Here is a 23,016-nt window from a genome sequence, read left to right as displayed (position 1 = left end):
GGGGGTGCTCGTGGCCAAGGCCCCCGTTGTGGAGTCGCCGGAGTGGTGGCGCGATCGGCTGTACAAGAAGCTCGACGAGCGGCGCGAGTATGCCGCGTGCATGCGCCGGTACTACGACGGCGATCCGCCGCTGTCGCCCATCGCCGACAAGGCGCACTCCGCGTTCCGGCGCCTCCTCAAGCAGTCCCGGCTGAACGTGGCCGGCCTGGTCGTGGACGCCACGGTCGAGCGGATGAAGGTCGACGGCATCCGATTGGGCGACGCCGAGACGGGCGACCCGAACGCGTGGCGAATCTGGCAGGCGAACAACCTCGACGGCGCCTCCGCCAAGCTCATCGCCGAGGCGGTCAAGGTCGGCCGCGGGTTCATGCTCGTCGCCCCCAACCCGCGCGATCCGAGCACGCCGATCGTCACACCCGAGGACATGACCCAGGCGATCGTGGACTACCGGCCGGGCTACCTGAACGAGCGCGCCGCCGGCCTCAAGACCTGGATCGACGACTGGACCGGGCTGCTGATGGCCACGGTGTATCTGCCCGCCTGGATCTACAAGTTCCAGGCGGAGGTGCCCAAGGCCGGTCTCACGTCCGGCCCGCGGTGGGTGCCGCGCAACGTGGAGGGCGAGCCCTGGCCAGCGCCGAATCCGCTCGGCGTGGTGCCGCTCATCGAGATCCAGGCGAAGCCGGATCTCCTGGGCAACGCCTTTTCCGAGCTGCACGACGTGCTCGACGTCCAGGACCGGATCAACAAGACCTTGATCGACCGCATGATGGCACAGGAGTTCTCGGCCTTCAGGCAGCGGTGGATGACCGGGTACGAGCTGCCGACCGACGAGAACGGTCAGACCGTCGAGCCGTTCGCGTCTGCGGTGGACCGGCTGTGGGTGGTCGAGGACGAGACCGTGAAGTTCGGCGAGTTCGAGTCGACCGACCTGCGGCCGTACCTGCTCGCGGTCGAAGCGGATGTCCAGCACATGGCCGCCCGCACCAGGACACCCAGCCAGTACCTGCTCGGAAGCATGGCCAACGTCTCGGGCGACTCCCTGAAGGCTGCCGAGTCCGGGCTGGTATCGAAGGTGCGGCAGCGAATGGACCCGGTGGGCGAGGGCGTCGAGGAGTTCACGCGCACGTACCTCCGGGCCGCCGGCGACACCAGGCCCACGGACGCGATCGAGGTCATCTGGCGGAACCCCGAGTTCCGCACCGAGGGCGAACTCGTCGACGCCCTGGTAAAGATGAGCAGCCTCGGCGTTCCGCGTGAGGCTCTGTGGGAACGCTGGGGTGCGTCGCAGACGGAGATCGCCAGGTGGCGCATCCTCCAGACGGACGCCGCGGCGAGGGTGATGGGTGGCGACCTGGCGTCGCTGCTCGGCCCGAAGCCTCCGCTGACGACGGCGGCCCAGGATGCGGGTGGTCTCGATGGCTGAGCCGACGCCCGAGGAGATCACGGCGGCGCGTGCTCAGCAGTCGGCGGCGATCCAGCAGGCGGTGATGCAGCGGGTCCAGGAGATCTGGTCCCAGATGCAGTCGGCGCGGATCGTGCTGGAGATGAGCGGGGACGCCGGTCGGGCAATCCTGGTCGCCGTTTTGGCCGGGCAGCTCAGCGTGGCCCAGGGTGCGCAGCAGTTCGTCGAGGCGTGCATGGCCGCCGCTGCCGGTACGACCGGCGCGACAGGGGCGACCGGTGCCGCTGCGGCAGCCGCCCTCGCGGCGGGCCCGCCGCCGGCGCCTCCGCTGCCCTTGGTGCCGGCGACGTTCGCGGGGACCGCGGCGGATGGTCGGCCGCTGGAGTCGCTGCTGTACATCCCGGCGATCACGGTCGCCGACCGGCGGGCGGCGGGCGCGTCCGACGAGGACGCAATGCTGGCCGGCCTGACGCAGATGACCAGGATCGTGTCGACCACGATCGCGGACATCGCGCGGGAGGCCGACGAGGTCGCGATGGTCGCCAACGACCAGGTGATCGCGTATGTGCGGGTGGCCGAGCCGCCGGCGTGCTCACGCTGCATCCTCCTGGCCGGCCGGATCTACAAGATCCTCGAAGCGAAGTTCCTCCGCCATCCCAACTGCGACTGCGGCAAGCGGCCGATCGCCGAACTCACCGACGACGAGTACGCGCTGGCGACCAGCCCCGACGAACTCTGGGATGCCATGAGCGAGAGGGAGCGCCGGCGGACGTTCGGGGTGCGTGGTGCGCAGGCGATCACCGAGGGCTCGGACATGGGCCAGGTCGTCAATTCGCGCCGCGGCATGACGACGGCGACGGCCTACGGCCACGAGTTGCAGTCGACGACCGAGGGGACGACGCGCCGCGGGCGTGCCTACCACCGGATGCGGCAGGTCGGGTTGATCAACGAGGTCGACGACGTCCTGATCCCGGGCGAGCGGACGTGGCGGACGATGACGCCTCGCCTGATGCCGGAGGAGATCTACCGGCTGGCGGACGGGGACCGGGAGCACGCCCAGCGGCTGCTCTACAACCACGGCTATCTGGCGGTCGGTCCGGCCAGGCAGGCCGGGTTCCTGGATGAGAACTACCGCTACATCCCGGGCAGTACGCGGGGCCAGGCCCCGTCGTGAGATTTCCCCGCCGCGAGGGCGGGGCGTTTGAGAGGAGTCGGCCGCGATGGCTGACGACACCGGCACCACCGGCTCGACCGAGGAGACGACCCCCGCGATGGGCGGCGCGACCGCGACGGGCACCCAGGCCGAGCAGACCGGCGGCAACGGCGGGGCGACGATCCCCACCGAGGTCCAGCGGGCCCTGCACAAGGCCAACAAGGAAGCCGAAGGACTCCGACTGAAGCTCAAGGAGTTCGAGGACCGCGACAAGACCGAGGCGGAACGGCTCGCCGAACGCGCGGCAACGGCCGAGCGCAGCGCGTCCGACGCCCAGGCCCGGTTGCTGCGGTACGAGGTCGCGGCGAAGAAGAATCTGCCAGCCTCCCTCGCCGCTCGCCTCCAGGGCTCGACGCCCGAGGAGATCGCGGCCGATGCCGACGCCCTCGTGCAGGAGTTGGCGCGCCACCAGCAGGTGACCGCCCCGAGCTTCGACGGCGGCGTGCGCACGACCGGGCCGCAACCCACCGACATGAACGCCCTGATCCGCAAGGCGGCAGGGCACTAACCTCCGGCGCGGCCTGGCCCGTCCGGCATATCCAAGGAGAGGTCGGACATGGCCTACGACAACGTCACCAACCGCGCGGATGCAGCAGCGCTCATCCCCGAAGAGGTCTCCATCGCGATGCTCGGCAAGGCGACGGAGCAGTCCACCGTCCTGTCAATGTTCAAGCGCGTTCCCGTCGGCCGCGCGCAGACACGGTTCCCGGTGCTGTCGGCGCTGCCGATGGCGTACTGGGTCACCGGGGACACGGGCCTCAAGCAAACCACCGAGGTCGACTGGACCAACAAGTACCTCAACATCGAGGAAATCGCGACGATCATGCCGATCCCGGACAACGTCCTCGCGGACGTCGACGCGAACGTGTGGGACGAGGCGATGCCGCTGCTGACCGAGGCGTTCGGCCGCGTCCTCGACTCGGCCGTGTTCTTCGGCGTCAACGCGCCGTCCTCGTTTCCGGCCGACATCCTGACGGCGGCGACTGCGGCGTCGAACAACGTCAACGAGGGTTCCAGCGCCGCGAACGGCGCATTCTTCGGCGACATCGACAACGTGTACGAGAAGGTCGAGACCGACGGGTTCGAGATCAACGGCTGGGTCGCGGCGGTGTCCGCGCGTGCGAAGCTGCGTCGTGCCCGCGACACGCAGGGCCGCAAACTCGACGAGTCGCGCGTCTCGGGTGATCTGCGGTCCCTCGACGGCTACCCGATCCAGTACCCGATGCGGGGCCTGTTCCCGACGGCCGGCGGCGTCGGCGTGGACGGGGTACGGCTGTTCGGCGGCGACTGGTCACAGTTCGTGGTGGGTGTCCGCCAGGACATCACCCTGAAGATTTTGGACCAAGCCGTTATCCAGGACAACACCGGGAAGATCGTCTACAACCTCGCACAACAGGATATGACGGCCGTCCGGTTGACCTTCCGCGTCGGGTGGCAGGTGGCCAACACGATCAACAACGACCAGCCGACCGAGGCATCCCGCTACCCGGTGGGCGTCCTGAAGTCCGTCGGCGCCTGATCCCTGACCTGGAAGCGAGGACCCACCATGGCGGACTCCGCCCCCTACGTGCAGCACATGATCGTCACCGTCGGCGCGGTCGGCACCGCTGGCAACGACCTCGATTCGGTCGCCGGTGTCGTGCCGTTCAACGCCACGGTCACCGCCGTCGAGTACGTGCCCGTCTCGGCGGTCACCGGCGCCGCGACGAACAACCGCACCATCTCCCTGGTGAATAAGGGCCAGGCCGGGAGCGACTCGACAAGCGTCGCCAGCCTGACCTTCGCCAACGCGACCAACGCGGCAGCGACCACGCCGCGGGCGGTCACCCTGTCGGGCACCGCCGCGAACCTCCAACTGACCGCTGGCGACACCCTCCTGTGGCGGTCGATCCACAACGCGACGGGGATCGCCGACCCGGGCGGGCTGGTACGCGTCACCATGACCCGCCGCTGACGCCCAGTACGGCTAACCTCCGTGCGCCGACCGGTCGGGGGTGATCCGTGGCGACCTACCGACTGTGGCCCTCGACCGACGGCAACGCCACGGACGAGTCGACGTCACCGATCAACCTGGGCACCGAGGTTGTGCTCAGTTCAACCGGCTGGGTGACCGCGCTCCACTTCTGGCGCGCAACCTTGTCGGAGCTGGGGCCGGTAACCGGGGCGGTGTACGCGGTCGTTTCCGGAGCCCAGGTTCCCGGCACCGCCGTGACGTTCACACTGTCCGGCACCGGTTGGCAGACCGCCACCCCGGCGACACCGGTTCAACTGGCAGCGTCCGTCCGGTACGTCGTGGTCATCCACCACACCGATCGGTACGCCGGCACGGGCGGGTATTTCGCCAGCGGGCCGGGGGCGTCCGGCATTACGTCCGGCATCCTCACCGCGCCCTCCGCTGCGGCGGTCTCGTCCGCGCCCATCGGGAACGGCCGCTTCGACGAGGCCGGAACCATCGCGGCTCCGACAACGACGTTCAACGGCGGCAACTACTGGAGTGACATCACAGTCACCGACGAGGACCCTGCCGGGGCTGCCGCGTCGGGATCGGCATCCTCCACAGGGTCGGCATCCGGCATCCGGGGCGTGGTCGGCTCGACCTCCGGCTCGGCGGCAGGCAGCGGCTCGGCGACGGGCGCCCGAAGCGCGCTCGCCGCAGCATCAGGTTCGGCGGCCGGCGCCGGCTCGGCGGACGGGCTCCGCTCTGCCATTGGCGTAGCCGGTGGGTTCGGCGCATCGGCGGGGTCGGCGGGCGGCAGTCGCGTCGCGATGGCCGCAGCCGCCGGCACCGGGGAGTCGTCCGCAACGGCGACGGGATCCCGGACGGCCGTGGCTGCTGCATCCGGCACAGCGTCCGGCTCCGGCCTGGTCGACGGCGACGGGCGCATCGCGCTTGGCGGCGGCACCTCGTCCGGCGTGGCCGCCATCCACCCGCTGATCCACCGGCCCCGACGGGGCATCATCCATCGCCCCTGACGGGAGACGACATGGCTGGGAATCTGCCCGACACGATCGAGGCCGGGCTACTCGACCACCTGCACGGTGTGGCGACACTGACGATCACGGGCCCGCTGAAGTGCCGGCTGATGACGGCGGTGGGCAGCGACAGTGCGGCCGGCACCGAGGTGACGGGCGGGTCCTACGCCGCGCAGACGATCGCGTTCAGCGCGGCGTCGAGCGGCGCGACCAGCAACTCCGGGGCGATGTCGTACACATCGATGCCCGCGTGCACGGTGGTGGGCGTCGAGATCTGGGACAGCAGCGGAACACCCAAGCGGCTGTGGTACCTGCCGCTCAGCAGCAGCAAGACTTTGCAGGCCGGCGACACCTTCAGCCTCGCCGCCGGCGCGGTCACCGTCTCGCTCGACTGAGAGGCGGTCCCCCATGAGCCTGCCTCCGCTCGCCACCGGCATGGACCTCGCGACCTACATGCAGCAGGACATCGACCTCGCCGGCGCGGAACTCGCGTTGCGGACGGCGTCGGCCGCGATCCGGCGATGGACCAAGCAGGACATCACCCTGGTCGAGAACGACACGGTCGTGCTGCGCGGCGGCGAGCGCATTCTCTCGCTGCCACAGCGGCCGGCCGTGGTGGACGACGATCACCTGCTGCTGGTCACGGAGATGGCCGAGTGGGGTTCACCGGCACAGACGCTCACCGAGAACCTCGGGTACTCGCGGCTGGGCAACGACCTCAAGCGCGGCCACCCCATGTACGGCGGCTCCTTCCGAGGGTGTGTGTGGTCGCCGCGGGTCTGGGTCACGTACTCGCACGGGTACGCGGAGGTCCCCGACGATGTCCTTGGCGTCGTCCTCGACCTGGCTGCGGCGACGCTGTCGAACCCGCAGCGGCTGCGGTCGGAGACGGTCGGCGGCGAGAGCGTGGTCTACACCGTCGAAACGTTCGGCACCGGGTCGTTGACCTCGTCGCATCGGGAGATCCTGGAGCCGTACCGCAGGTCGTCGTACACGGTGAGGCTGCGATGAGCCTGATGTACGTGCAGTCGGTGGTGATCGTGCGGGCTCCGGTGGTGGCGGACCGGTACGGGTCCGAGCGGCGGGACTGGGCCGCGGCGACGCGGTCGACGGTCGACGGCGTGAACGTGCAGCCGGCCGCTCCGCCCGCGCAGTCGACCGAGTACACGCAGGACCGGCAGACGACCGCGACCGGGTGGCGGCTGTACACGCCGCGCGGCATGGACCTGGACCTGCTGGAGACGGACCGTGTCGAGTACGACGGGATGACGCTGGAGGTCGACGGCAAGGTCGGCCGCTGGCCCAGGCCGGGCGGCGGTGTGCATCACGTTGAGGCCGAACTCGTCGAGATCGACTAGGCGGGAGGTGGCGTCGTGCCTTCTCAGTTCGTCAGAAATCCCGCCCTGTTCCAGGAGCTTGCGCGGTCGGAGGACGTGCGCACTGTCCTCAAGGACAAGGCCGATACGGGCCACGCGCGCCTGATCGCCACGGCGCCGTCGTACTCGGGTCCGACGTGGTCGCCGTCGCATCAGCGCTCGGGTGAGTACGCGGCGATGAGCTTCTCGACCTCGGTCATGAGCACCACAGGGTGGCGGGCCCAGTACGGGTCGGACGCGCCGTGGACGCTCCAGGTCGAGTACGGCACCGGCAAGATCAAGAGGACCCGGCGCCGGGTCGTCACCGACACGGTCGACCTGAGCAAGCGGTCCCGCCTGGACATGCGGAAGCGGTCGCGCGTGGACCTCACCAAGCGGTCCCGGATCAACCTCACCAAGGGCATCAGCCTGACCAAGGGCGGTCGCGGTCGCGGTGGTTCCGGCGGCGGAGGCGGCGGGTCGGGCGGCGGCAGCGGTGGCTCCGGCGGTGGTGGCGGGTCGCGTCGGATCGTGACCTACGTGACGACGTCCCGCCGGACGCGCCCGATCCAGGGCGGCTACAACCTCAAGACCCGCGTCCTCTACAAATCCCTGATGTCCATGAAGGTGAGGACGAGATGACACGGATCCGACTCGCGCACTGGCACGACGGCCACGCGCCCGGCGACGAGATCGACGTCGAGCCCGACCAGGTGCGCGCGCTCCAGCGGGACGGCCGGGTGGCCGAGGTGCTCGACGACTACGACCAGGGCGGGCCCCTGCCGCCCGTCAACGACACCGACGAGCCGGTGATCATGCCGCCGAAGCGTGGACGCAAGGCCGAGCTCGAGTGACCGACCCGCTCCCCGTCGTCGTCTTCCCGGACATCGAGGCCCTGAGCATCTCGTTCCTGGCGTCCCGACTCCCCGACGTGCACGTGACGTCGGAGTGGCCGGAGGACCTGGCCGAGCGCCTGCCGGTCGTGGCGGTCTCCCGACTCGGCGGCGGGACCGAGCTGCGCTTCGTTCTCCAGGACGGCACGATCGACATCGACTGCCTGGCCGCCTCGAAGGCGGCCGCGCACGACCTCGCCCAGCTCGTCCTCGCGCACATGCTGACGATGCCGTCGGCCGACGCGTTGGACGCGATCGTCTACACCGTCACCGATGACGGTCTGGTGTGGGCGCCCGACCCGGTGACCGAGCTGCCGCGGTACGTCCTCACCTGCACGTTGCGGTTCCGACCCGCATAACCCCCAACTCCCTTCCCGCCGGCGGTTGTCGAGCGGGCATTTCGGCATGCCCAGGAGGCAGCAATGGCGAACGATGGCGACAACGTCAGGGTCGGTCTCGACGGAAAGATCCTGATCGCCCCGAAGGGCACCACGGCGCCCGCCGACCTGACGACCGCGTGGGGCGTGGGCTGGGTCGACCTCGGCTACCTGTCGGACGACGGCTGCGAGATGCAGTACTCGACCAGCACCGACGACATCAAGGCGTGGCAGTCCCTGTCCCCGGTCCGCAAGATTCTGACCGGCATCGACATGACGCTGCAGTTCACCGCGCTGGAGCTGAAGAAGGACGTCGTCACGCTGTACTTCCCGAGCGCGTCGATCTCCACGACGGGCGGGGTGTCGACGCTGGCGATCCCGTCCGCGCCGGACCCGGACGAGCGGGCGATCGGCCTGGAATGGACCGACGGCGCGGTGACGAACCGGCTGGTCGTGGCGCGCTGCGAGATCACCGACCGCGGTTCGATCACCACATCTCGTGGTGGGGCGGTCGGCCTCCAGATGACGGCGACGGCCTACGCCACGTCCGCGCCGGAGATCGCGACCTGGCTGAGCAACGACCCGTCCTGGGCGTAACCCCCTGATCGTCCGCCTGGTCCGGCCGCGGGTCCGGGCCGGGCGGACCACAACCCGCGTACCCGCAAGGAGTGATCATGACCGACAAGACCCCCAAGACGACGGTGGTGTCCCTCGACGCGCTCGCGAAGCAGCGTCGGGAGGCGATGCCGGAGGCCACCGTGTTCAGCCTGCACGGTGTCGAGTTCGAGCTGCCGCCGATGAAGATGCTGCCGATCGAGATGCAGGTCCGCGTCAGCAGCATGTCCGACGGCTACGCGGTCCTGGAGGACGTTCTCGGCGCGGACAAGATCAAGCAGATGTTCAAGGCCGGCTACACCTTCGACGACCTGGAGCTGATCCACGCCGAGTGGCAGGCGCGTTCGGGTCTGGAGCCGGGGGAATCGCAGGCCTCGCCCACCTCCTGAAGGAGTACGGCGAGGCCATCGAGGCCGACCTTCTGCGCTACTACCAGGTCGACCTGCTGGACCTTTACCGAGGCGAGATGTCGTGGCGCCGGCTGCGGGTGCTGATCCGGTACCTGCCGGTCGAGTCCGCCACGTCGCGGGCCATGCAGCCGCAGGATCCGAAGGACGAGTTCTGGGGCGCGCCCATGGATCGGCGCATGGCTGCGTGGCTGGTCAACGCCGTGCGGGAGAACACCTACGCGACGATCCTGCTCGGCGGTGACCCGAAGAAGGTCAAGCGGATCAAGCCGCCGAAGCCGATCGGGCCCGAGGCCGAAGCCGAGAAGCCGGGCTCCGGCGTAATCCGGTTCGGTGGCCGGCACGGCAGTGGCGCGAAGGAATTGGCCGCTGTGTTCGGGCGGTCCAAGGCGAGCTGAGCCAGGGGCGGGGGTGACCTCGTGCCGGGTGCCGGCGTGCTGGTGGGTCGCGGATACATCGAGATCCGCCCGGAGTTCACGGGCGACTGGGACCGCAACCTCAACAACCAGGTCGGGCGGAGCGGGACCAACGCATCCGGCGCGTTCACGCGCGCGTTCGGCAAGGGCATGGCCGGCATCGGCTCGATCATCAAGGTCAGCCTTGCCGGGTCCGGCTTGGCCACGGCGGCGGCGGGTGCCCAGCAGCTCGGGACCGCGCTGGTCGCGGCGTCCGCCGTCGCCGCCCCGGCCCTGGCCACGATCGGGACCGCCGGGGCTGCGATCGGTGTCGGCCTCAAGGGCGTCGGCGCCGCATTCAAGGCGTTCGACAGTGCAGCGGCCGACGCCGGCAAGGCCGCGGCGGCGACCCGTGCTGTGGAGTCCGCTCAGCGATCGCTGGCCAAGGCTCAGGCCGGCGTCGCCGATGCTCGCGCGTCCGCTGCCCGGCGGGTGCGTGACGCCGAGCAGTCCCTGCGGGACGCGCAGCGCGACGAGCTGACCGCACAGCAGGACCTGACGACCGCACGGCGGGATGCGACCCGCCAGTTGCAGGACATGAACGACCGCCTTGCGGACGGCGCCTTGGACCAGCGCGAGGCGGCACTGCGGGTCGAGGAGACCCGTCGGGAGTTGGAGGCCGCGCGGGCGAGCGGCGACAGGCTGGCGATCGAGCGGGCCCAGCTCGCCGCCGACCGGGCAGTGCAGTCCGCATCCGAGCAGTCGACCGCCTACCAGCGACTCCAAGCCGACGCGGAGAAGGCCAACCGGGCGGGCGTCGAGGGCTCGGACACGGTGCTCGCGGCGAAGGACCGGCTGTCCGCCGCCGATCGCCGGGTAGCTTCCGCCCAGCAGGGCCTGACGGATGCTCAGGTCGACGGCAACAAGCAGATCCGCGACGCCCAGGAGGCGGTCGCGGACGCTGCTCGCGCGCTCGCCGACGCCCAGGCCGCGGCGGCTGCGCAGACCAGCGCGGTCGCGGAGGCGATGGCCAAGCTCACCCCAAATGCGCGGGAGTTCGTCCTCGCCGTCAAAGACATGGCGCCTGCCTGGGGCGAGGTCCGCAAGGCCACCCAGGAGTCGCTGTTCGCCGGGCTCGGCGCCTCCTTCAAGGAGATGTCCGGCCAGATCATCCCGGACATTCGGACCGGCCTCGCGGGCGCCGCGACCGAGCTGAACCTGATGGCCCGGAACTGGGCGTCGGCGGTCGCCGAGATCTCGAAGACCGGGATGCTCGCGACGATCTTCGACAACGCCAACAAGTCATTGGCCGACTTCGCGAAGTGGCCGGCTGAGGCGACCCGGGGATTCGCCCAGCTCACAGTGGCTGCGGGCCCGGCGTTCGGTCGGATCACGGCCGCCGCCGGAGAGGCGTCGACGCGCCTGTCCGAGACCATGGACAAGGCGTTCGTGTCCGGTGCGATGCAGCGCGGCATCGAGTCCGGGATCGCCGTCCTGGGCCAGTTCGCCAGCGTCGTCGGTGACGTCGGCCGCGTCGTGCTCAACGTCTTCTCCGCCGCCCAGGCCACGGGCAACTCCTTGCTCGGTGCGATCGGCAAGGGCATCGCCGAGCTTGCGCGGATCACCGGCCTGCCCGAGGTGCAGGCTGCGTTGAAGAGCATCTTCGCCGCCATGGGCCAGGTTGCCACGGCGACGGTCCAGGTCATCGGCTCGGTCATCCAGGCCGTCCTGCCGCTGCTGGCGGCAGTCGCCCCGGTGATCGGCCAGATCGCCGCCACCCTAGGCCCGGCCCTCGGGCAACTGGCAACGGCCCTGGGCCAGGCGCTCATGCCGATCGTCCAGGCCGCAGGCCCGCTGCTCCAAGTAATCGGTGGCGCGCTGGTCCAAGCCCTCGCGGCGATCGCTCCGCTGTTCGGGCCGATCGGTCAGGTCCTGGCGCTGGTCGTCTCGGTCGCGACGACGGTCCTTGGCCCGGTCCTCGGCGTCGTGGTGCAGCTCGTCCAGCAGTTGGCCGGGCCGCTGACCACGATGATCCAGTCCTTGGCGCCGCTGATCACGCTGCTGGGCACGGCCTTCACCCAGGTCTTTGCCGCGCTGATCCCCGCACTCCAGCCGCTGATCGCGGGGATCGGCCAGATCGCGCAGCTCCTCGCCATCTACTTCGTCGGCGCGATCCAGCAGGTCATGACGGCGATCCAGCCGCTGATCCCGGTGCTCGTGACGCTGGCCACCTCGGTGGTCGGCGCTCTCGTCGACCTGCTCCCGACCCTGGTCCCGGTCGTCCGGCTGCTCGCCGACGCGTTCGTCACGGTCCTGACCGCGCTGCTGCCGCTGATCCCTCAGCTCATCCAGCTCGAAGTGCAGATCTTCCAGGCATTCCTGTCCCTGCTGCCCGCCATCGCGCCGCTGTTCACGGCGATCGCGGAGGCTGTGGTCGGGATCGTCAAGGCGGTCTTGCCGCTCATCCCGGTCGGCATCCAACTGGTGACGTCGGTGCTCGGTGCCCTGGTGCCGATCCTGCCGGCGGTCTCGGAGACCGTGGGCATCCTGGCCGAGGCGCTGATCGCGCTGCTGCCGCCGGTGGTCGACATCGTCGGCCAACTCGCGGGCGACCTGGTGCCGATCATTCGGGATCTGACGCCGACGCTGTCCGAGGTCGCGCGCGTGATCGCCACCGGACTCGGGCAGATCCTGCCGGTCCTGGCCGAGGCGTTCGTCGAGCTGGTCAAGGCCGCGATCCCGATCCTGCCGGTCGTGGCGCAACTCGCGGGGATGCTGGTGCAGCTCGCGGGCGATGTCCTCGCGCAGCTCATGCCGTCGCTGGGTCAGTTGATCGACGCGTCGGTCACGCTCCTCGTGGCGCTGCTGCCGATCATTCCGCCGCTGGTGACGATCATCGCCTTGGCGATCAACCTCGCGGTGACCGTCCTGTCGGTGGTCCTGCCGCCGTTGGTGACCCTGGCCGGGTGGCTGGTCGAGGGTCTGGCGTGGGCGATCGGCACGGCGATCAGCGCGGTGAGCGAGATCGTCAACTGGTTCGCAACGCTGGGCACCACGGCGAAGGACCTGTGGTCGACGATCTCGCAGGTGTTCCAGTGGATCGGCGCGGCTGCGTCGTCCTTGTGGTCCGACCGGATCCAGCCCGCGATCAGCTCGATGATGGGCGGCCTCGCGTCGTTCGGCTCCGGGGTGCGTCGCCTCTGGGACGAAGTGATTTGGCCGGTGTTCTCCTGGATCGGGAACAAGATCGCGGACACCCTGGGCGGGATCCAGTCCGGGTTCGCGTCGACGGTGGACGCGGTCGGCCGCATCTGGTCCGGCCTACAGGAAGTGGCCGCCGCCCCGGTGCGGTTCGTGATCGACAAGGTCTACAACAACGGGATCCGCAGCGTCTGGAACTTCGTCGCGTCCAAGGTCGGCCTCCCGCAACTCGACGCGGTCCAGCTCGGATTCGCCCGCGGCGGTGTCGTGCCGGCGGGCGCCTACGGTGTGCTGCCCGGGTACGCCCCGGGTCGGGACACGATGCTCGCCGCGGTGTCGCCGGGCGAGGCGTGGCTGCGGCCGGAGGCTGCCAGGTGGCTCGGCAGCGCGGGCGTCGACGAGATCAACTACCGCGCCCGGACGGGCTCGTTGCCGGCCTTCGGGTTCGGCGGCATCGTCGGGTCGGTCGTCGACAAGGTCAAGGGCGGAATCAAGTCCATCCCGGGCGTGGGCAGCGTCATCGACAAGATCGGCGAGGTCGTCCGGGGCGGCTTGGCGAAGGCGGCCGAGCTCGGCATGGCGCCTATCCGCGCGCTGGTCAACTCGATGCCGGGCGGCAACGATTGGGTCGACGCGATCAAGAAGCTGCCGCTCGCCGGGATCGACGCGCTGATCGACAAGCTGAAGGGCCAGGACGCCGCCGACACCGGCGGAGCCCAGGTCGCGAAGGCGCTCGACTGGGCGCGGACCCAGGATGGCAAGCCCTATCAGTGGGGTGGTTCGGGTGATCCGAGCTGGGACTGCTCCGGGTTTATGGCCGCAATCCAGCAGGTCATCCTGGGCAAGGCGCCATCGCGGCTGTGGACAACGTTCGATTTCCAGGGAACCCAGGCTCCGGCTGGCTGGAAGAAGGACCTGGACGCGCCGTTCAAGATCGGCATCACCAACAACGGTGTCGGCCACACCGCGGGCACCCTGGCCGGCGTCAACGTCGAGTCGAGGGGTGGCGACGGCGTCATCGTCGGCAGCCGTGCTCGCGGATGGAACGATCCGCTGTTCGGCGCGCACTACGGGTTCGAGCCGAGCCTCAAGGCTGCGGGCGGCCCGGTTCCGACCGGCCAGCTCCTGGCGTGGATCGACGCCGCCCTGTCCGCGACGGGGACTCCTCCGCCGGGGACGCTCGACCAGTGGCGGGCGGGTATGGCCACGCTCATCGGCCGAGAGTCCGGAGGCAACCCCAGGGCGATCAACACCACCGACAGCAACGCGCGGGCGGGCATCCCGTCGCAAGGGTTGGCCCAGGTCATCCCGCCCACGTTCGCCTCGAACCGGGTGGCGTCGCTGCCGAACGACATCCTGGACCCGATTGCGAACATTGCCGCGTCGATCAACTACATCAAGCGGCAGTACGGCAACATCTCGAACGTCCAGCAGGCCAACCCCAACCTGCCGCCCAAGGGCTACGACAGCGGGGGCTGGCTCCAGCCGGGCGACACCCTGGCGATGAACCGCACGGGTGCGCCCGAGCCGGTCCTCACCTCGGGTCAGTGGGCGACGATGCAGCGCGCTGCGGAGGCCGGGATCACCGGTGGTCTCCGGCCGGGCGACCCGATCACGCTCGTCGTCCAGGACGGTCCGACGCTCCGCGCCTACGTAGACACGCGTGTCGACGCCGGCCAGGATCGCGCAGCCCGTCAGCTCGATCTCGGACCGAAGGGCTGGTGACCGTGGGCATCATCAGCAATCTCTTGCCGGTCGACGATGCTGGCCTGGAGGGGTCGATCGGGACGTGGACGGCGGGCAGCAACACGACCGTTGCCCGCGTCACCAGCCAAGCTCTGGCCGGCGTGGCCTCGCTGCGGCTGACGTCGACTGCGGCCGGGGCGATGTCGGCGGCTACCGCCAAGGTCGCGGTGGCGGCGTCTACGACGTACGAGGCGTTCACGTTCGGCGCGAACGTCGCGGCGGCGTCCGGCCGGATCATCTCGCTGCGGGTCGACTGGTACACCTCGGGCGATGTGTTCATCTCGTCGTCGACCACGACGACTCCGGCGACTCTGCCGAACTCGACGGCGTGGACCGGACCGGTCGTGCTCGTCGCGGCGTCGCCGGCGACTGCGGCGAAGGCGTCGGTTGCCGTACTGGTGACGGCGGGCATCACCGCCGGCAGCCAGGCGGTCGTGTTCGACTCGATCGGCCTGGGCCTGCCGACGTCCGTGGCCGGCGACGTCCTGCCGTACAACACCGAGTCGGCCGAGATGGACCCGGCGGGCTGGACCGGGACGACGAACGCATCGGTGTCCCGGGTGGCGGGCGGCGTGTACGAGGGCGCGTACTGCCTGGGTGCGACGTCGACGACTGCGGCGAGCATGACGGTGACGACGGCCGCCAGGGCGCCTGTCACGGCGGGCACTCAATACGAGGTGGCGTTCCGTCTCGTGCCGCCCGCCGTTGGGCGGACGGTCGTGTGGGAGGCGCGCTGGTACGACGCCCTCACCTCCGGCACACTGCTGGCGACGTCGACCAGGACGGTCACGGCTCAGCAGACTGTCGTCTGGGAGCGGTGGGCGCTGGTCGCGACCGCCCCGGTGGGTGCGACGCATGTGGAGGTGCGGCTACGGCCGACCGCCGGCGCGTCGAGCGAGGCATGGTACTTCGATCAGATCGCCGTGCGGCCGACCAGCGTGGCGCTGGTGGCCGGCAACCTGCTCTCCTACGCGATGCAGTCCGTCGAGGTGGACGCGTCCGGCTGGCAGGCCGCCGGGAACTGCACGATCGCCCAATCCGCCCCGGCGGACCCGTCGTTCGCCGACGGCCGCAGTCTCAAGGTCACGGTCACGGCGGTGGGTCAGGCCCGCGTCGAGGCAGTTTCGCTGGTGCCGGTGACGGCCGGGCTGTACTACGTCGCGAAGCAGTGGCACTACGGGGTAGCCGCTCACCAGGTGTGGACGGACATCGACTGGTACGCGGCCGACGGGACCACCTACCTCGGCCACGGTTTCCCGGACCAGGATGCCGCGTCGACGGCGGGTGTGTGGCGATCGAACTCCGTCGGCCGGTTGGCGCCGGCCGGGGCTGCATATGCCCGGGTGGTGTCGCTGCCGCAGGCGAGCACTGCGGGCCAGGTGTTCTTCCTGGACTCGCTCAGCCTGGTGCAGACCGCGCCGCCGTACATCCTGACGCCGAGTCAGGACACGGCGAGCGTGACGATCCAGATCACCGGCATACCGCACCCGACGGCGATCACGCTGAGTCGGGTGGATCCGGACGGGTCGCGGCATCCGGTCCGCGCGATGGGCGGGGACGCGGTCGCGCTCGCAACGACCGGCGCGACGATGATCTTCGAGGACTACGAGGCGCCGCTCGGCGTGCTCGTGCACTACGAGTACTCCTGGTCGGGCGGCTCGACCTCGACCACCTCGGTGACGGTCCCGCCGCCCGACCGGTCGATGCTCTGGCTGAAGGACCCCGGCCAGCCGGCCAGGAACGTCTGCCTCCTGGCGGCGACCACCTCGGCCTGGTCCCGCAAGGTCGACAGGGGCGTGTATCCGGTGCGCGGCTCGCGAATGCCGGTCGTGGTGTCGGACACCCGCATGTCCCGTGAGGGCTCGGTCGCGGTGTACACGCGGGACGCGGACGAGCAGGCGGCGCTCGACTGGCTCCTCGACACCGGGGCGACGCTCCTGCTCCAGGGTCTGAACCTGGGCTCGGTGTACGTGAGCGTCGGCGACTCCGACGACGCGCCCGTGGACAATGACGGCTCGGATCCGTGGCGCCTGTGGACCCTGCCGATCACCGAGGTCGACCGCCCGATCGGCGGCATGGCGGGCACGGCGGGCCGCACCTGGCAGGACGTGTACAACAACTACGCCACCTGGCAGGACGTGTTCGACGCCTACGAGACCTGGCTCGGGGTGCTCACCGGAGTGGAGGGCACCTGATGCAGACCGTCACGGCCCAGTTCCTCGCGGCGCTCAAGGCGCCACATGTGTTGGCCAAGCGGGTCGACGCCTTCGCCGGGTCGACGCTGCTCATGGGCAGGGTCCCGTTCACCGAGGGCTCGGTATCGGCGGACCGCGGCAACAAGATCCGCCGATCGCTGTCGTTGACCGTCTCCGACATCGCCCTGATGCCGCGGGATGCGGGCGACCCCCTGTCCGTGTACGGCAACACGTTGCAGGTCTACCGGGGCATTCAGTACCCGGACGGCACCGAGGAGGTTGTGCCGGTCGGCGTGTTCCAGATCCAGTCGGCCGACGGCGATCGTGACCTCGGGCCGGTCCGCATTACGGGCAGGTCGCTTGAGGGCGTGGTCGCGGACGATCCGTTCGTCACACCCACGGCGAGCACCGGCTTGGGTGCGTGCGCGTCGGTCATCACGACGCTGATTACGCAGACGCTGCCTGATGCGGTCGTCGTCAACGAGGCCACGAACAACCCGTCACCGGCGACCCGCGTGTGGGACAGCGACGACAATCGGTGGGACGCCATCGAGGAGTTGGCCTCCGCGATGGGTGCGGAGGTCGCGACGGATGGCGCCGGCGTGTTCCGCATCCGGGACCTGCCGGACCTGTCGACGGCGACCCCGGTGTGGGATGTGACGGCCGGCCCGGGGGGCGTCCTCGTGTCGGCGACGACGGGCATGACCAGGGACAAGGTCCGCAACGGGTGGCTCGTCACCGGCGGGAACGCCGCGGACGGCGCCGCCCCGGTGGGGGCTCTCGTGGTCGACTCCGACCCTACGAGTCCGACTCGGTGGGGCGGCCCGATGGGTCACGTCCTGGGGAAGCGGCAGTCCAACCTGTGGGTTTCGTCCGGCCAGTGCACGGTGATCGGCGAGTCGCTCCTGCGCGACAGCCTCGGGGTGACCGCGAGTGTCGCCCTGAAGGCCGTGCCGAACGCGGCGTTGGAGCCGGGCGATTGCATCCGGGTCGTGTACGCGGACGGGTACGCCGAGCTGCACATCGTGCAGTCGATCAACGTTCCGCTCACCGCCTCCGGAGATTTCTCGCTCACCACGTACAGCCGGGAGGAGACGTGACCCTGCCCGCGTCCATCGCAGCGTTCGCGAACGGTCTCCGCAACGGGGATTCCAGCGTCCTCGCCACGGTCACCGCGGTGAACGGTGACGGCACGGTCGACCTCGGCCTCGTGCCGAGCGGCACTCTGCCCAAGGTCCGGCCCTTCACCCACTACACGCTCTCCGTCGGCAACCGGGTCGTGGTGACCCGCATGCCTGGCGGCGACCTGTTCATCCCCGGCAAGTACGCATAGGAGGCTGTATGCCCGGCCAAGACATCTACGCCCAGGGCATCGCCGCCGCCCTGTTGTCCGACAAGCCCGACGCCCAGAGCCTGGCGAAGGCCATCGCGGATGGGGCGGCGAAATACGGCGTCAAGATCTTCACAAACGCCTCGAACCGGGGGGCGGTGCTCACCGGCCTGGCGGCGCCCGTCGCAGGGATGGTCACCTACCTCGCGGCGGAGAACCGGATCGACTACTACGACGGGTCGGTGTGGCAGCCGATCACGCCGGGCCCGTGGATCCCGCTGCCGTATGACGCCGCGATCACCGCACAGACGGGGTCGCCGGCGTATCGGCTTGTCAACGGGGTGGTCGAGCTGCGCGGAACGTTGCGCAGGGTCGACGGGGCCTCGTTCGCGAAGGTCACCACAATCACGCTGGCCACGCTGCCAGCGGGGTATCGCCCCGGCTCGTTCCGGTACTTCCCGGTTGCCACCGAGTTTGCTTCCGTCATGTACGCGCGCGTCTTGGTCGACGTGAGCGGTGTGATCCAGGCCAACATCCCCCCGGATGCCGGCACCGCCGCGACGTGGATCTCCCTGGACGGCATCCGCATCGCCCTCTGACCCGACACCGACTCCCGCCCCGAGCCGACTGGCCGGGGCTTTCTCTATGCCCCGAGGAGGGCTCATGTCCCGCTATCACGCTGCGGTCATCCACCCGGGCGACCGCCCAGACACGTACTGCGGGGAGGTGGACCAGGCGCACGCGGACACCGTGCGCAAGCTGGCCGCGCTGGACGAGGTGCCGCGGCTGGTGCGCGAGCACCCGCGCAACGCGGGCGAGTGGTTCGTGCTGCGCGGCGACGGCGACCTGGACCACTACGTGCCCGTGGGCGGCGAGTGATGGCCGGGCCCGCGTACATCGCCGGGGCCGAGCGTCTGGGCGGGCAGTCGATCGGCGGCGCCATGTCGGGCGGTGCGCCGCGCGTGACCGAGCACACGGTCGAGGCGCCGCAGGGGTCGGGCTGGTTCGATTCGATGGCGTCCTACCTGATCAGCGTGTCGTCCGAACCGCAGGTTCTGTACGACCCGTTGTCCGATCGCCTCGGCCAGTTCGGCCCGCTCACCCAGTCCGGGCGAGCGCTGAAGAACGCCGGCACGGTGCGCACCAACCGGACCGGCACGGTCAACATCCAGATCGAGAACCTCGGTTACGCACGGGCCCCGTTCACGGATGGCTGGGACCCGTCGCGCAAGCCGAACTTCCAGCGGTTGTGCGCCGCGATCCGCGCGCACGGTGTGCCGGACACGTGGCCGGCCGGACCACCGCAGGCGTACCCGGGTGATCACGACGACCGCGACATGGCCACGTGGCTGAACAGGCCCGGCTGGTACGGCCATTCGCAGGTCCCGGGCAACGACCACGGCGACCCGGGCGCGATCGACACGAGCAAGGTCCCGTGGCGCGGTGACAGTCCAATCACAGAGGAGGACGACATGACGCCTGCACAGGCACAGCAGCTCACGGAGCTGCACGACGCCCTGGTCCCGTATCAGGGCTGGGGCTACCAGGAGAACGGCTCGGGCCCGGACGCGTGGGCCCTGCTGCAGCGCGCGGCGGATCCGACGACGGAGCTGGGCTACAAGTACCAGGGCGACGTCGAGGCTGCGAAGGCGGCGGGGCGGCCGGCGCCGCCGGACGTGTACGGCATGATCGGCGAGACCCGGGCCCGGGTGGACGCGCTCGACGCGAAGCTCGACGCGATCCTCGCGGCGCTGAAGGCGGGCAAGTGATGACGCCGACGATGCTTCAGGCGGTCGCCGAGACGGGCGACCCGGTGCGCGTGCAGCTCTGGTCGCTGCTCGTCGGCACGGTGCTGCCGATCGCGGTCGGCATCGTCACGAAGTCCTCGACCAGCGCGGGCCTGAAGGCGATCCTTCTCGCCTTGTTCTCTGCGGTGTCCGGCTTCCTGACCGAACTGATCCAGTCGGGCGACCGGTTCTCCTGGGAGACGGCGCTGATCACCTGGCTCGCCACGTTCATGGTCTCCGTCGCGCTGCACTTCGGCGTCTGGAAGCCGACCGGGGTGGCAGCCGGCGCGCAGGGAGTGGGCAACCGGTGAGGCTCGCGGTGGCCCGGTTGCGGCGACGCCTGGGCCGCCGCGGCGCGTTCCTCACGATCGCCGGAGCCGGGAAGGTCTGTCTCGGCGTCGGGTTCCTCGTGGCACCTCCGACGAGCACGCGGGGCCTGGAGGTGCTCACGAACGCGGCGCCGCTGCACTGCTGGGCGTGGGTGTGGGTCCTGGCGGGCTCGGTCACGTTCGCGTGCGGGTGGCTGCGGGTGGGCAATGACGGCGCCGGGTTCCTGGCGGCGCTGGTGCCTCCGTCGCTGTGGGCGGCGGCCTACTTGTGGTCGGCCGTCACGGGCGAGTACGCCCGGGGTGCGTGGCTGTCGGCGTGGTATCTGACCAGCCACATCGGGGTGATTTGTTGGGCGGCGACGGTGCCTGAGCACTCGGTGCCGCCTGTTCGGCGGGCGAGAGCGAGTGACTCGTGAGTGAGATATTCGGGCTGATCGGGACGCTCGCGGCGGTGTCGGTGACGGGTGTGTGTGGCTGGTTCACGTTGAGGGCGACGAACCGCGCGGCCCAGGCGACGGCGGAGGCTCAGCGGGCTGCGGCTGAGATCACGGCTGAGCCTGCGCGTGACCAGGTGAGTCTGTCGATCCTGAAGGAGACGACGGAGCGGGTCGACCGGGAGAACGGCGAGTTGCGGCAGCGGTTGTCGCGGCTGGAGTCGGTTCTGCGGGCGTTCTCGCGGTCGGCGGATCGGTGGTGTGCGCAGATGCGCCGTGCGGGGATCGACCCGGAGCCGCCGGATCCGCTGGTGGAGGAGTACCACCGAACTGGAGTGTGAGTCGAGCCCCCGTCGCCTTCGGGCGGCGGGGGCTCTTTCTCGCGTTCGTTGCACGGATGTCGGGGTGCTGGGCTACGGTGTTTCGTGTCGGCCCCGCTTCGGCGGGGATGCCTCGTAAAGAGGTCCGTTCAACAGCTTGGCCCCGAGTGATCGGGGATGACTCCTGGAGAGGTCTCCTCGGGAGTTCTGCCCCGCTCCAGCGGGGATGGATCGTGGCTGACCGTCGGGTCGGCGATCGACCAGATGTTGGCCCCGCTTCGGCGGGGATGGCTCGTGTCTTTGTCTCACGGGCGGTTCGGCCCCGCGTTCGCGGGGTTCGCGGCCCCATCCCTGCGAGGGATGGGGCCGCTTCGTGCTGTCCGGGTCAGGCGGTTGCCTTGTCGGTGGCGCGCCCGACCGCATTCAGGCCCAGGGTGCTCGCGTGCAGGGATGCAGTCCACTCGCGGGATGCGTAGTAGTCGATGGCGACTGTGAGTTGCCCGACCGCCGACCGCCATTCCCGACTTGCGCAGGGCCAGGTCACGTAGATGTCGGATCCGAGGTCGGACAGGGGGATGGCCGGCAGGTCGTCCCATCCGCCGCCGAGCAGGCCGTTGAGGAATTCGTTCCGATGGTCGCGCGGATCCGCATCCCACGCGTCGAGTTGGGTCGCGACGTCGGCCCATCGGCTGTGCAGGACCGCGATGCCCGCGTCGGCGTGTTCGGCGGTCACGGTGGTGGTCCGTGCGGCCTCGGCGATGGTGGCGTCGGGACCGGCGGCGAGTTCCACGTCCTCCATTTCGCCGTCGACGGCCCGGTGCAGGGCGCGGTGTTGCGGCGCCGAGGCGGCCCATTGGCCGTCGGCGAGCAGACGGGCGAGATCGGCGATGCTCTGTCGTGCTGCGGTCTGGTCGGTCGTCATGACGTCTCCTGGTCGGTGGCGGGAGCGTGCAGGTCGGTGCGGGCACCCCTGCCGGGTCTCGCGGCCTGGGCGTCGCGCACGGCTTGGGCGTCGTACAGGTTCTCGCCGCTTCTGCCTGGTTGCCGGCCGGTGGCGTGGATGCCGGCGCGGGCGAGGAAGCGGCGGGCGGTGTTGGTCGATCGGGCACCCAGGTGTTCGGCGGCCTGGGTGATGGTCCACGTTTCGGCGGGGTCGGTACTGTCGATCATGGTGCGGGCTCCTTCCGCGCCGGGACGGCCCGCCTTCGGATGCGCCCCGGAGGCGGGCCGTTCGCGCGCGGGGTCAGGCGTGGGTGACTTCGGCAAGGGCGTCGAGGCCGGCGATCGCGGAGTCCTCGTCGGCCCAGACGCGGACGCGCATGTGGCCGGGGGTGAGGTTCTCGCTGGCGAGGTCGGTGATCCGGTTGACGAGGATGGCCTGGGCGACGTCGCGGGGGGTCTCGCCCTCGGTGTCCTCGGTGCCGCGGGCGTCGTCGTTCTCGGGCATCCAGGTGGTGCCGTCGTCGGAGACCTCGATCTGGTAGAAGACGGCGTTGCTCGTCTCGTTGTCCTCGGTGCCGCTGTAGGCGGCGGCAAAGGCGTCGCGGATGTCCTGCGCGGCGTCGTCGCTGATGGTGATCCAGTGGTAGACGTCGAGGTCCTGCGGGTTGCTCTCCAGCAGTTCGGGCCGGATGGGGCGGGTGGAGAGGATGACGTTCTCCTCGCCGTCGATCTCGACGATCTGGTTGAGGAACACGTGGATCGAGTCGTGCGCCTCCCGGTCGCTGCCGACGTACTTGCGCATCTCGTCGAGGAGTTCGTAGGGGTGGACGGTGCGGCCGGGGATGTGGCTGGCGATCTCGACGCTCATTGGAGGCTCCTTCTCCGTGTGGGCTTCGGGTGGTCCGTCGGCCTCACACCCCTAACTATGTCCCATGGTGGGACAAGGTTCAAGGGGTTCTCTGCGATTCACCCGATCGAGTGACCTCAGCCGATCGCTGCACACCTGTCGGCCCGGTCGGCTACGGTCTACGCATCGGCATCACCTCGGTGATCCGACTGCTCCCCGCGCACGCGGGGATGGCCCTGAGTCAATGGGCAC

28 protein-coding genes are annotated in these 23,016 nt (G+C 70.0%); 25 read left to right on the top strand and 3 right to left on the bottom strand.

The features are described from left to right. The first annotated feature begins 10 nt into the window (after nucleotides 1-10). From ABZ374_RS44050 to ABZ374_RS43930, 25 genes are all read left to right on the top strand, one after another. On the top strand, nucleotides 11-1,426 hold the full coding sequence (locus ABZ374_RS44050; protein ID WP_360323437.1) for a phage portal protein: 1,416 nt from the start codon (nucleotides 11-13) through the stop codon (nucleotides 1,424-1,426). Further along, entirely contained in the window at nucleotides 1,419-2,579 is a 1,161-nt protein-coding gene (locus ABZ374_RS44045) for a hypothetical protein (RefSeq protein ID WP_360323435.1), read from the top strand. Before ABZ374_RS44050 ends, ABZ374_RS44045 begins: the two co-directional genes overlap by 8 nt. Nucleotides 2,580-2,625: 46 nt before the next feature. After that, nucleotides 2,626-3,126, top strand: coding sequence for a hypothetical protein (locus ABZ374_RS44040; RefSeq protein WP_360323433.1), 501 nt, complete (start codon nucleotides 2,626-2,628; stop codon nucleotides 3,124-3,126). Nucleotides 3,127-3,174: 48 nt separating this feature from the next. Further along, nucleotides 3,175-4,137, top strand: coding sequence for a phage major capsid protein (locus ABZ374_RS44035; protein ID WP_360323431.1), 963 nt, complete (start codon nucleotides 3,175-3,177; stop codon nucleotides 4,135-4,137). Between the two features lie 27 nt (nucleotides 4,138-4,164). Next, on the top strand, nucleotides 4,165-4,572 hold the full coding sequence (locus tag ABZ374_RS44030; RefSeq protein WP_360323429.1) for a hypothetical protein: 408 nt from the start codon (nucleotides 4,165-4,167) through the stop codon (nucleotides 4,570-4,572). 47 nt (nucleotides 4,573-4,619) lie between these two features. After that, complete coding sequence (locus ABZ374_RS44025; protein WP_360323427.1) at nucleotides 4,620-5,591, top strand: DUF4082 domain-containing protein; 972 nt, start codon at nucleotides 4,620-4,622, stop codon at nucleotides 5,589-5,591. A gap of 11 nt (nucleotides 5,592-5,602) precedes the next feature. Beyond that, nucleotides 5,603-5,986 carry a hypothetical protein gene (locus ABZ374_RS44020; RefSeq protein ID WP_360323425.1) on the top strand — a complete coding sequence of 128 codons (384 nt, stop codon included), beginning with the start codon at nucleotides 5,603-5,605 and terminating at the stop codon, nucleotides 5,984-5,986. A 13-nt stretch (nucleotides 5,987-5,999) separates the two neighbouring features. Next, nucleotides 6,000-6,602: a hypothetical protein gene (locus ABZ374_RS44015; protein ID WP_360323423.1), complete on the top strand. Its 603-nt coding sequence runs from the start codon at nucleotides 6,000-6,002 to the stop codon at nucleotides 6,600-6,602. Continuing rightward, nucleotides 6,599-6,949 carry a hypothetical protein gene (locus ABZ374_RS44010; protein WP_360323421.1) on the top strand — a complete coding sequence of 117 codons (351 nt, stop codon included), beginning with the start codon at nucleotides 6,599-6,601 and terminating at the stop codon, nucleotides 6,947-6,949. The genes ABZ374_RS44015 and ABZ374_RS44010 overlap by 4 nt, the downstream gene beginning before the upstream one ends. Nucleotides 6,950-6,964: 15 nt before the next feature. After that, nucleotides 6,965-7,588, top strand: coding sequence for a hypothetical protein (locus ABZ374_RS44005; RefSeq protein WP_360323419.1), 624 nt, complete (start codon nucleotides 6,965-6,967; stop codon nucleotides 7,586-7,588). Then, complete coding sequence (locus tag ABZ374_RS44000) at nucleotides 7,585-7,800, top strand: hypothetical protein (RefSeq protein WP_360323417.1); 216 nt, start codon at nucleotides 7,585-7,587, stop codon at nucleotides 7,798-7,800. The genes ABZ374_RS44005 and ABZ374_RS44000 overlap by 4 nt, the downstream gene beginning before the upstream one ends. Further along, nucleotides 7,797-8,198: a hypothetical protein gene (locus ABZ374_RS43995; protein ID WP_360323415.1), complete on the top strand. Its 402-nt coding sequence runs from the start codon at nucleotides 7,797-7,799 to the stop codon at nucleotides 8,196-8,198. The genes ABZ374_RS44000 and ABZ374_RS43995 overlap by 4 nt, the downstream gene beginning before the upstream one ends. 63 nt (nucleotides 8,199-8,261) lie before the next feature. Beyond that, on the top strand, nucleotides 8,262-8,813 hold the full coding sequence (locus ABZ374_RS43990) for a hypothetical protein (protein WP_360323413.1): 552 nt from the start codon (nucleotides 8,262-8,264) through the stop codon (nucleotides 8,811-8,813). 77 nt (nucleotides 8,814-8,890) lie between these two features. Continuing rightward, nucleotides 8,891-9,220, top strand: coding sequence for a hypothetical protein (locus ABZ374_RS43985; RefSeq protein WP_360323411.1), 330 nt, complete (start codon nucleotides 8,891-8,893; stop codon nucleotides 9,218-9,220). Beyond that, the gene (locus ABZ374_RS43980) at nucleotides 9,163-9,636 is read left to right on the top strand and encodes a hypothetical protein (protein WP_360323409.1); all 474 of its coding nucleotides are present in this window, start codon (nucleotides 9,163-9,165) and stop codon (nucleotides 9,634-9,636) included. The genes ABZ374_RS43985 and ABZ374_RS43980 overlap by 58 nt, the downstream gene beginning before the upstream one ends. Nucleotides 9,637-9,657: 21 nt before the next feature. Beyond that, the gene (locus tag ABZ374_RS43975; RefSeq protein WP_360323407.1) at nucleotides 9,658-14,559 is read left to right on the top strand and encodes a transglycosylase SLT domain-containing protein; all 4,902 of its coding nucleotides are present in this window, start codon (nucleotides 9,658-9,660) and stop codon (nucleotides 14,557-14,559) included. Further along, nucleotides 14,556-16,775 (top strand): hypothetical protein, encoded by a 2,220-nt coding sequence (locus ABZ374_RS43970; protein WP_360323405.1) that lies wholly within the window; start codon nucleotides 14,556-14,558, stop codon nucleotides 16,773-16,775. Before ABZ374_RS43975 ends, ABZ374_RS43970 begins: the two co-directional genes overlap by 4 nt. Further along, nucleotides 16,775-17,875: a DUF5047 domain-containing protein gene (locus ABZ374_RS43965; RefSeq protein WP_360323403.1), complete on the top strand. Its 1,101-nt coding sequence runs from the start codon at nucleotides 16,775-16,777 to the stop codon at nucleotides 17,873-17,875. Before ABZ374_RS43970 ends, ABZ374_RS43965 begins: the two co-directional genes overlap by 1 nt. After that, the gene (locus tag ABZ374_RS43960; protein WP_360323401.1) at nucleotides 17,872-18,108 is read left to right on the top strand and encodes a hypothetical protein; all 237 of its coding nucleotides are present in this window, start codon (nucleotides 17,872-17,874) and stop codon (nucleotides 18,106-18,108) included. The genes ABZ374_RS43965 and ABZ374_RS43960 overlap by 4 nt, the downstream gene beginning before the upstream one ends. Before the next feature lie 8 nt (nucleotides 18,109-18,116). Beyond that, nucleotides 18,117-18,704: a hypothetical protein gene (locus tag ABZ374_RS43955; RefSeq protein ID WP_360323399.1), complete on the top strand. Its 588-nt coding sequence runs from the start codon at nucleotides 18,117-18,119 to the stop codon at nucleotides 18,702-18,704. A gap of 64 nt (nucleotides 18,705-18,768) precedes the next feature. Next, nucleotides 18,769-18,984, top strand: a complete 216-nt coding sequence (locus ABZ374_RS43950; protein WP_360323397.1) for a hypothetical protein — start codon at nucleotides 18,769-18,771, stop codon at nucleotides 18,982-18,984. After that, nucleotides 18,984-19,874 carry a hypothetical protein gene (locus ABZ374_RS43945; protein WP_360323395.1) on the top strand — a complete coding sequence of 297 codons (891 nt, stop codon included), beginning with the start codon at nucleotides 18,984-18,986 and terminating at the stop codon, nucleotides 19,872-19,874. Before ABZ374_RS43950 ends, ABZ374_RS43945 begins: the two co-directional genes overlap by 1 nt. Beyond that, on the top strand, nucleotides 19,874-20,203 hold the full coding sequence (locus tag ABZ374_RS43940; RefSeq protein ID WP_360323393.1) for a hypothetical protein: 330 nt from the start codon (nucleotides 19,874-19,876) through the stop codon (nucleotides 20,201-20,203). Before ABZ374_RS43945 ends, ABZ374_RS43940 begins: the two co-directional genes overlap by 1 nt. Continuing rightward, complete coding sequence (locus ABZ374_RS43935; protein ID WP_360323391.1) at nucleotides 20,200-20,637, top strand: hypothetical protein; 438 nt, start codon at nucleotides 20,200-20,202, stop codon at nucleotides 20,635-20,637. The genes ABZ374_RS43940 and ABZ374_RS43935 overlap by 4 nt, the downstream gene beginning before the upstream one ends. Then, on the top strand, nucleotides 20,634-20,996 hold the full coding sequence (locus tag ABZ374_RS43930) for a hypothetical protein (protein ID WP_360323389.1): 363 nt from the start codon (nucleotides 20,634-20,636) through the stop codon (nucleotides 20,994-20,996). The genes ABZ374_RS43935 and ABZ374_RS43930 overlap by 4 nt, the downstream gene beginning before the upstream one ends. A gap of 364 nt (nucleotides 20,997-21,360) precedes the next feature. On the opposite strand, the gene ABZ374_RS43925 is transcribed toward ABZ374_RS43930, so the two are convergent. The 3 genes from ABZ374_RS43925 to ABZ374_RS43915 all read right to left on the bottom strand — a co-directional run bounded on the left by ABZ374_RS43925 (nucleotide 21,361) and on the right by ABZ374_RS43915 (nucleotide 22,785). Continuing rightward, the gene (locus ABZ374_RS43925) at nucleotides 21,361-21,897 is read right to left on the bottom strand and encodes a hypothetical protein (RefSeq protein WP_360323387.1); all 537 of its coding nucleotides are present in this window, start codon (nucleotides 21,895-21,897) and stop codon (nucleotides 21,361-21,363) included. Next, nucleotides 21,894-22,145, bottom strand: coding sequence for a hypothetical protein (locus ABZ374_RS43920; RefSeq protein WP_360323385.1), 252 nt, complete (start codon nucleotides 22,143-22,145; stop codon nucleotides 21,894-21,896). The genes ABZ374_RS43925 and ABZ374_RS43920 overlap by 4 nt, the downstream gene beginning before the upstream one ends. A gap of 73 nt (nucleotides 22,146-22,218) precedes the next feature. After that, nucleotides 22,219-22,785, bottom strand: a complete 567-nt coding sequence (locus tag ABZ374_RS43915; RefSeq protein ID WP_360323383.1) for a hypothetical protein — start codon at nucleotides 22,783-22,785, stop codon at nucleotides 22,219-22,221. Nucleotides 22,786-23,016: the final 231 nt, after the last annotated feature.

The organism is Embleya sp. NPDC005971, assembly GCF_040629175.1.
Taxonomy (GTDB): Bacteria; Actinomycetota; Actinomycetes; order Streptomycetales; family Streptomycetaceae; genus Embleya.
This window is presented reverse-complemented; position numbering and strand designations above follow the sequence as displayed.

What these genes read in the sequence shown, in the direction of transcription:
- ABZ374_RS44045 (WP_360323435.1), top strand. Translation starts at nt 1,419, where the DNA reads ATGGCTGAGCCGACGCCCGAGGAGATCACGGCGGCGCGTGCTCAGCAG.
- ABZ374_RS43955 (WP_360323399.1), top strand. Translation starts at nt 18,117, where the DNA reads ATGCCCGGCCAAGACATCTACGCCCAGGGCATCGCCGCCGCCCTGTTG.
- ABZ374_RS43940 (WP_360323393.1), top strand. Translation starts at nt 19,874, where the DNA reads ATGACGCCGACGATGCTTCAGGCGGTCGCCGAGACGGGCGACCCGGTG.
- ABZ374_RS44035 (WP_360323431.1), top strand. Translation starts at nt 3,175, where the DNA reads ATGGCCTACGACAACGTCACCAACCGCGCGGATGCAGCAGCGCTCATC.
- ABZ374_RS43915 (WP_360323383.1), bottom strand. Translation starts at nt 22,785, where the DNA reads ATGAGCGTCGAGATCGCCAGCCACATCCCCGGCCGCACCGTCCACCCC.
- ABZ374_RS44010 (WP_360323421.1), top strand. Translation starts at nt 6,599, where the DNA reads ATGAGCCTGATGTACGTGCAGTCGGTGGTGATCGTGCGGGCTCCGGTG.
- ABZ374_RS43965 (WP_360323403.1), top strand. Translation starts at nt 16,775, where the DNA reads ATGCAGACCGTCACGGCCCAGTTCCTCGCGGCGCTCAAGGCGCCACAT.
- ABZ374_RS44015 (WP_360323423.1), top strand. Translation starts at nt 6,000, where the DNA reads ATGAGCCTGCCTCCGCTCGCCACCGGCATGGACCTCGCGACCTACATG.
- ABZ374_RS43920 (WP_360323385.1), bottom strand. Translation starts at nt 22,145, where the DNA reads ATGATCGACAGTACCGACCCCGCCGAAACGTGGACCATCACCCAGGCC.
- ABZ374_RS44030 (WP_360323429.1), top strand. Translation starts at nt 4,165, where the DNA reads ATGGCGGACTCCGCCCCCTACGTGCAGCACATGATCGTCACCGTCGGC.
- ABZ374_RS44020 (WP_360323425.1), top strand. Translation starts at nt 5,603, where the DNA reads ATGGCTGGGAATCTGCCCGACACGATCGAGGCCGGGCTACTCGACCAC.
- ABZ374_RS43925 (WP_360323387.1), bottom strand. Translation starts at nt 21,897, where the DNA reads ATGACGACCGACCAGACCGCAGCACGACAGAGCATCGCCGATCTCGCC.
- ABZ374_RS43945 (WP_360323395.1), top strand. Translation starts at nt 18,984, where the DNA reads ATGGCCGGGCCCGCGTACATCGCCGGGGCCGAGCGTCTGGGCGGGCAG.
- ABZ374_RS43985 (WP_360323411.1), top strand. Translation starts at nt 8,891, where the DNA reads ATGACCGACAAGACCCCCAAGACGACGGTGGTGTCCCTCGACGCGCTC.
- ABZ374_RS44000 (WP_360323417.1), top strand. Translation starts at nt 7,585, where the DNA reads ATGACACGGATCCGACTCGCGCACTGGCACGACGGCCACGCGCCCGGC.
- ABZ374_RS43950 (WP_360323397.1), top strand. Translation starts at nt 18,769, where the DNA reads ATGTCCCGCTATCACGCTGCGGTCATCCACCCGGGCGACCGCCCAGAC.
- ABZ374_RS43990 (WP_360323413.1), top strand. Translation starts at nt 8,262, where the DNA reads ATGGCGAACGATGGCGACAACGTCAGGGTCGGTCTCGACGGAAAGATC.
- ABZ374_RS44040 (WP_360323433.1), top strand. Translation starts at nt 2,626, where the DNA reads ATGGCTGACGACACCGGCACCACCGGCTCGACCGAGGAGACGACCCCC.